General features: G+C 68.9%; 6 protein-coding genes. 3 read left to right on the top strand and 3 right to left on the bottom strand.

Going from position 1 to position 6,846, the window contains the following annotated elements:
* Positions 1–104: 104 nt before the first annotated feature.
* Positions 105–671 (top strand): DJ-1/PfpI family protein, encoded by a 567-nt coding sequence (locus ACTWQO_RS48155; protein ID WP_443243755.1) that lies wholly within the window; start codon positions 105–107, stop codon positions 669–671.
* A 30-nt stretch (positions 672–701) separates the two neighbouring features.
* Here ACTWQO_RS48155 and ACTWQO_RS48160 read toward each other — a convergent pair whose 3' ends face one another.
* Both ACTWQO_RS48160 and ACTWQO_RS48165 read right to left on the bottom strand, forming a co-directional pair.
* Positions 702–1,367 (bottom strand): HAD family hydrolase, encoded by a 666-nt coding sequence (locus ACTWQO_RS48160; RefSeq protein ID WP_443243756.1) that lies wholly within the window; start codon positions 1,365–1,367, stop codon positions 702–704.
* Between the two features lie 96 nt (positions 1,368–1,463).
* On the bottom strand, positions 1,464–1,979 hold the full coding sequence (locus tag ACTWQO_RS48165; protein WP_443243757.1) for a DUF6912 family protein: 516 nt from the start codon (positions 1,977–1,979) through the stop codon (positions 1,464–1,466).
* Positions 1,980–2,304: 325 nt separating this feature from the next.
* Between ACTWQO_RS48165 and ACTWQO_RS48170 the strand changes: the two genes are divergently transcribed.
* On the top strand, positions 2,305–2,847 hold the full coding sequence (locus ACTWQO_RS48170; RefSeq protein ID WP_443243758.1) for an Rv3235 family protein: 543 nt from the start codon (positions 2,305–2,307) through the stop codon (positions 2,845–2,847).
* Between the two features lie 111 nt (positions 2,848–2,958).
* Here ACTWQO_RS48170 and secA read toward each other — a convergent pair whose 3' ends face one another.
* Positions 2,959–5,778, bottom strand: a complete 2,820-nt coding sequence (gene secA / locus ACTWQO_RS48175) for a preprotein translocase subunit SecA (RefSeq protein WP_443243759.1) — start codon at positions 5,776–5,778, stop codon at positions 2,959–2,961.
* A gap of 280 nt (positions 5,779–6,058) precedes the next feature.
* Here secA and ACTWQO_RS48180 point away from each other — a divergent pair, with 280 nt between their 5' ends.
* Positions 6,059–6,649, top strand: a complete 591-nt coding sequence (locus ACTWQO_RS48180; RefSeq protein ID WP_443243760.1) for a GNAT family N-acetyltransferase — start codon at positions 6,059–6,061, stop codon at positions 6,647–6,649.
* The last annotated feature ends 197 nt before the right edge of the window (positions 6,650–6,846 follow it).

The following is a 6,846-nucleotide window of genomic DNA, read 5'->3' on the forward strand; positions in this document are numbered from 1 at the left end:
CAACACCCCCCGCCGCCGTCCCCCTTGGCAAGACCCCCACCCCTAGGCACGGTGCCCATAGCGCCCGCCAAAGCCAAACCCATCCTCGAGGGGAGCGCAGCCCAATGTCGGCCAAGATCCTCATCGTCACCGGCGACGCAGCCGAGTCCCTGGAAGTCCTGTACCCCTACCAACGTCTCCGCGAAGAGGGCTACGAGGTCCACATCGCCGCCCCCACCCGCAAAAAGCTCCAGTTCGTCGTCCACGACTTCGAACCCGGCTTCGACACCTACACCGAAAAGCCCGGCTACACCTGGCCCGCAGACCTGGCCTTCGCCGACGTCGACCCCGGCCAGTACGCCGCCCTCGTCATCCCCGGCGGCCGGGCCCCGGAGTACCTCCGCAACGACCCCGAACTCCGCAAGATCCTCAAGTCCTTCTTCGACGCCGACAAACCCGTCGCCCAGATCTGCCACGGCCCCCTCCTCACCGCCGCGACAGACAGCCTCCGAGGCCGCCGCGTCACCGCGTACCCGGCGCTGGAGCCGGACATGCAGGCCGCCGGCGCCACCTTCCAGGACACCGAGGCCGTGGTGGACGGCACCCTCGTCTCCTCCCGCGCCTGGCCCGACCACCCCAGCTGGATGCGAGAGTTCCTCACCGTCCTCCGCGCAAAGGCCCCGGCAACCTGAGCCACCCCACCCGCACGCCCGCCGCAGGCGTCACGCGGCCAACCGCTCCGCCATCGCAACCGCTTCCCCCAACGTGTCCACCACCGGCACCCCCGCCTCCTCAAGGCTCGCCCGGCTGTGCGACCCCCCGGTGTACAGCACGGCCCGCGCCCCCACATGACGCGCCGCCACCGCGTCATCCGCGGCGTCCCCGATCACCACCGTACGAGCGGGGTCCACACCGGCGAGCGCCGCCACGTGCCGCTCCATGTGCTCGGCCTTGCTGCCCCCGGACGGCCCGGTCCGCCCGTCGACCCGTATGAAGTGCGGCTCGATCCCGAACCCCCGCACCAACGGGACGAGTTCGTCATGGACGTACATGCTGAGAAGCGACTGGCTGCGCCCCGCCGACCGCCAGCTCTCCAGCAGCTCGGCGACGCCTTCGGTGAGCCCGCACGTCACCCGGTGCTCGGCGTAGTACCGGTGGAAGGTCTCGTCCATGACCAACCACTCGTCCCCGGTCGGCAGCCGCCCCAGCAGCCGCTCGTAGAACTTCGGCACCGGCACGCAGTACAGCGACCGGTACTCCTCCATCGTGATCGGGTCGAGCCCCAGCTCGGCGAAAGCCGCGTTCGTCGCCCCGATGATTGCGTCGTTGTCGTGGAACAGCGTCCCGTTCCAGTCCCAGACAATGTGCGCGTCCGTTTGCATCCCCATGCCAAAAACCGTACCCGTCACCACTGACAATCAAGAGAACCAGCAGGTCAAGGGCGGATCTCTCGATACCAGGAGGCACGGTCCGCGCGGGCGGCCTCAGTCCCCGAGCCCCACCAGATTCGGAATCTCCTGCCTGGCGTACCACAGCAGCTCGTGGTCCTCGGCCCCGTCCACGACGAACTGCGCGTCGTCGTCACCGGCGTCCGCCGCCTCGAGGGCCTCCGCCGCGGCGGCCACGTCCGCCTCCGCGTCCCCGGCGTCGACATGCACCGACGCCGCCTTGGCCAGCGATACGGCCCCGCCGATCCGCACCTCTCCCAGCGCCGAGGGATCGAGCCCCCGGTCGGGGTCGGCGACCGCGGCCCCCTCGGGTACGTCGACGGCGACCACGACCCGGCGCCGTACCGCCCCGGAGTCGGCCGCCAGCAGCCGCAGCGAGGCCAGCGCGGCCCGGCTGAGCGCCGCGTACTCCAGCTCCTCGATGTCGTCGGAGAGGTACCACTCGCGCAACCCGGGCGTGACGGCGTAGGCGACGAACGGTCCGTCTCCCAGCTCACCCGTCTTGTACGCCTCGGCGAGACCGGAGAGGGTCAGAGGGACGTAGACGCGCATGGCTGGCCGCTTTCGTGGTCGAGGGCTCCGCTGACCCCGGGAAGAGCGAGTCCGCGTCTCCCGGAGGGCCTTCAGGATACGTGCGGGCGTCCCCTTTCGGGTTCCTGCCCATGCCTCGGGAGGCGTCCACCTCACGCCCGGAACTCACCCGGTGCGCCCGCGAGATCACGGGCCTGGACAGATCTGGATCACCCGGATAAGTGAACCGTGCGACCACCTCCGCCCAGGTCGCGGCTTCCTTGCCGTCGCGGCCCGCGGCCCCGTACAAGATCCCCACCAGCAAGTTACTGCCCGGTACCCCCGGGCCCACCGAGCGGGGACACTCATGAACAAGGTCATGACCAGGGCGAACCACGACGCGGGCACGCGCCCTCCCGGCCGCCGTGACACCCGCCGCCCCGGCGGTACCCCGCCCCGCACACCGAGCAGCACGGCATCGCGCACGAGGACGCGCAGCGAGGCCCGTACGACCTCCGCCACCGCGTCTCCCGCCGTACCGCCCCAGAGCCCGTCCAGGCCCGCCCCGCGCCCCCGGCCCACCGATGTCTTCGCCGACCGCCTGCTGCTCGTCCTGAGCGGCCAGCGCCCCGTCCACTGGATGCTGGGCCACACCGCGGGCTGCGCCTACGACGAACTGGCCCGGCTCGCGGAACACGGTCTTCTGCGCACCCGCGGCACCCGCCCCGTCGTCCGCGACATCGGCTACTACATCGTCCACGCCGGCGCCGTCGAGGCCTTCGCCCGCATCGGCGCCGGTGACGAGCTGCGCGCCATGGCCTTCCGCCTGGAGAAGGGCCCGGACCTGCGCTGGCGCTGCACGGCGGTGGAGTTGGACGGCCGGCGCACACCGGAGCCGGTCGACGACTGAAGCCCGCCCACAACACGGGGCCGGGCACCCTCAGGATGCCCGGCCCCTCACAACTCGGCCTCACGTCATGGAACAGCCATCACAACCGCTGCCACTCTCGCGAAGCGCCCGTCACTTCTTGCGGCGCCGCCCGCCCCGCGCCTGCTTGCGGCGCTCCGCGCGGGTGAGGCCGTCGGACTCGGAACGCGCCCCGGCGGTCTCCTCGTCGCCGACGAAGTCGCCCTCGACGGTGCCGCCCTCGCCGTCCACGGTCGGCGCGGTGAAGTGCAGGTTGCGCCGCTGCGGAGCCTCCAGGCCCTTGGCGCGGATCTCGGGGCGGGACCCCGCCTGCGCCGGCACCGCGTCCTGCTTCTGCAGGGTCGGCTGCTTGGCGTCCTCGACCGGGACCTCCTCGACCTGCTGCTCGACCTGGACCTCCAGGTTGAACAGGTAGCCGACGGACTCCTCCTTGATGCCCTCCATCATGGCGGTGAACATGTCGAAGCCCTCGCGCTGGTACTCGACCAGCGGGTCCTTCTGCGCCATCGCGCGCAGGCCGATGCCTTCCTGGAGGTAGTCCATCTCGTAGAGGTGCTCGCGCCACTTGCGGTCCAGGACCGACAGCACGACCCGGCGCTCCAGCTCACGCATGATCTCGGAGCCGAGCTGCGTCTCACGCGCCTCGTACTGCTCGTGGATGTCGTCCTTGATCGAGTCGGCGAGGAACTCGGCGGTGAGGCCGGCCCGGTCGCCGGCCGCCTCTTCCAGCTCCTCGATGGTGACCTTCACCGGGTAGAGCTGCTTGAAGGCGCCCCACAGCCGGTCCAGGTCCCACTCCTCGGCGAAGCCCTCGGCGGTCTCGGCCTGGACGTACGCGTCGATCGTGTCGTCCATGAAGTGCTGGATCTGCTCGTGCAGGTCCTCGCCCTCCAGGACGCGGCGGCGCTCGCCGTAGATGACCTCGCGCTGCCGGTTGAGGACCTCGTCGTACTTCAGAACGTTCTTACGGGTCTCGAAGTTCTGCTGCTCGACCTGCGACTGGGCCGACGCGATCGCGCGCGTGACCATCTTGTTCTCGATCGGCACATCGTCCGGGACGTTCGCCATCGACATCACGCGCTCGACCATCTGGGCCTTGAACAGGCGCATCAGGTCGTCGCCGAGCGACAGGTAGAAGCGGGACTCGCCGGGGTCGCCCTGACGGCCGGAACGACCGCGCAGCTGGTTGTCGATACGCCGCGACTCATGCCGCTCGGTGCCCAGGACGTAGAGCCCGCCGAGGTCCTTGACCTCCTCGAACTCGGCCCGCACGGCCTTCTCGGCCCGCTCCAGGGCGGCGGGCAGCGCCGCGGCCCACTCCTCGATGTGCTCCTCGGGGTCGAGGCCGCGCTGGCGCAGCTCGGCCTCGGCGAGGTCGTCGGGGTTGCCGCCGAGCTTGATGTCCGTACCACGGCCGGCCATGTTGGTGGCGACCGTCACGGCGCCCTTGCGGCCGGCCTGGGCGACGATCGACGCCTCACGGTCGTGCTGCTTGGCGTTCAGCACTTCGTGCTGGATGCCGCGCTTGGAGAGCTGCTGCGAGAGGTATTCGGACTTCTCGACCGACGTCGTACCGACGAGGATCGGCTGGCCCTTCTCGTGCTTCTCGGCGATGTCGTCGACGACCGCGTCGAACTTCGCGACCTCGGTGCGGTAGATCAGGTCCGACTGGTCGGCGCGGACCATCGGCCGGTTGGTCGGGATGGGGACCACGCCGAGCTTGTAGATCTGGTGGAACTCGGCGGCCTCCGTCATCGCCGTACCGGTCATGCCGGAGAGCTTGTCGTAGAGACGGAAGAAGTTCTGCAGGGTGATCGTGGCGAGCGTCTGGTTCTCGTCCTTGATGTCCACCCCTTCCTTCGCCTCGATCGCCTGGTGCATGCCCTCGTTGTAACGGCGGCCGGCGAGGATACGGCCGGTGTGCTCGTCGACGATCATGACCTCGCCGTCGATGACGACGTAGTCCTTGTCCTTCTTGAAGAGCTCCTTCGCCTTGATGGCGTTGTTCAGGTAGCCCACCAGAGGCGTGTTCACCGACTCGTAGAGGTTGTCGATGCCCAGCCAGTCCTCGACCTTGCTGACGCCGGACTCGTGGATGGCGACTGTGCGCTTCTTCTCGTCGACGTCGTAGTCGCCGGTCTCCTCGATGCCCTTGAGGGGGTTGCCCGCCTCGCCGCGCTTGAGGCGCGTGACCAACTTGGCGAAGTCGCCGTACCACTTGGTGGCCTGGTCGGCCGGGCCGGAGATGATCAGCGGCGTACGGGCCTCGTCGATGAGGATGGAGTCGACCTCGTCGACGATGGCGAAGTTGTGGCCGCGCTGGACGAGTTCGTCCTTGGACCACGCCATGTTGTCGCGCAGGTAGTCGAAGCCGAATTCGTTGTTCGTGCCGTACGTGATGTCGCAGCCGTACTGCTCGCGGCGCTGGGCCGGCGTCATGTTGGCGAGGATGCAGCCGACGGACAGGCCCAGGAACCGGTGGATGCGGCCCATCATCTCGGAGTCGCGCTCGGCCAGGTAGTCGTTGACCGTGATGATGTGGACGCCGTCTCCGGAGAGGGCGTTCAGATACGCGGGCAGGGTGCCGACCAGGGTCTTGCCCTCACCGGTCTTCATCTCGGCCACGTAGCCCATGTGCAGGGCCGCGCCGCCCATCATCTGCACGTCGTAGTGGCGCTGGCCGAGGACGCGCTTGGCGGCCTCCCGCACGGTGGCGAACGCCTCGGGCAGCAGGTCGTCCAGGCTCTCACCATCGGCATACCGCTGCTTGTACTCATCGGTGAGGGCCCGCAGCTCGGCGTCGGAGAGGTCGACGAAGTCCTCTTCGATGGAGTTGACCTGGTCCGCGATGCGGTGCAGCTTGCGCAGGATTTTGCCTTCGCCTGCACGCATGATCTTCGAGAGGACGGACACGGGGGTTGGTCTCCTTGCCGGTCGGGCCTGGGACGGTCGGTTTCCATTTGACTTGACTGAGCAACGGCCATCGTATGCGAGGACCCCGGTACGCCGGGAGGCCTGCCGGGACTGCGACTGTCCGCTGCTGCACAACTCTTCAATACTCTTCAATAGGGGACAACGGCCGGGGCCCACGGATGGTGCCGCGTCGCGCCGACGAATTGCGCGAACTGTGATCACCCGCTCACGCACGGCGAAAAGATGGCGTCCTCGTCGAGACCCCCACCAGAATCACCGGATGGAACCCGCCACGCTGACCACCGACCGTCTCGTCCTGCGCACGGTCGGTCCGCACGACACGGACGCCGTGTACGCCGCCGCCCAGGACCCCGAGATCCAGCGCTGGACCACGATCCCCTCGCCCTACCTCCCCGAACACGCCGAGAGCTTCACGGAACACCTCGCTCCGGAGGGCTGGGCGAACGGTTCCATGTTCACCTTCGGCGCCTTCCTCCCCGAAGGGGAGTTGGTCGGCATGCTCGGCATCACCATGCGCTCCCTGGGCGTAGCCGAGATCGGTTTCTGGGCCACGAAACACCACCGAGGCAACGGCTACATCACCGAGGCCACCCTCACCGCCGCCCGCTGGGCCTTCACCCACGTCTCGGTCGACCGCATCGAGTGGCGAGCCGAAGTAGGCAACACGGCATCCCGCGCCGTCGCCGAACGCGCCGGCTTCACCATCGAAGGCACCCTCCGCTCCGCCCTCAACAACAAAGGCGTACGCCGAGACTGCTGGGTGGGCTCCCTACTCCCCTCAGACCTGAGCCTCCCCTCAACAGCGCCCTACCTGCCAACACCCCCATCCCCCACCCCACGCACCCGCTAAGGACGACCCCACCCACCGGGGGTGCCTCACTTGTCATCGCCGGTCGGCAACATCCAGCCCGCCCGGCGTTCGAGGACGAGAACGGCCATCCCAAGCCCCCACCCACCCGCTGGGGGCGCCGCACTTCTTGGCGCCGGTCCGCGCATTTCAGCCCGTTGGGGGTGCCCCCTCTGGGGGAGTTTGAGGACGAGGCCGTT

Origin of the sequence: Streptomyces sp. 4N124, assembly GCF_052245395.1 — a bacterium.
Lineage (GTDB): Bacteria > Actinomycetota > Actinomycetes > Streptomycetales > Streptomycetaceae > Streptomyces.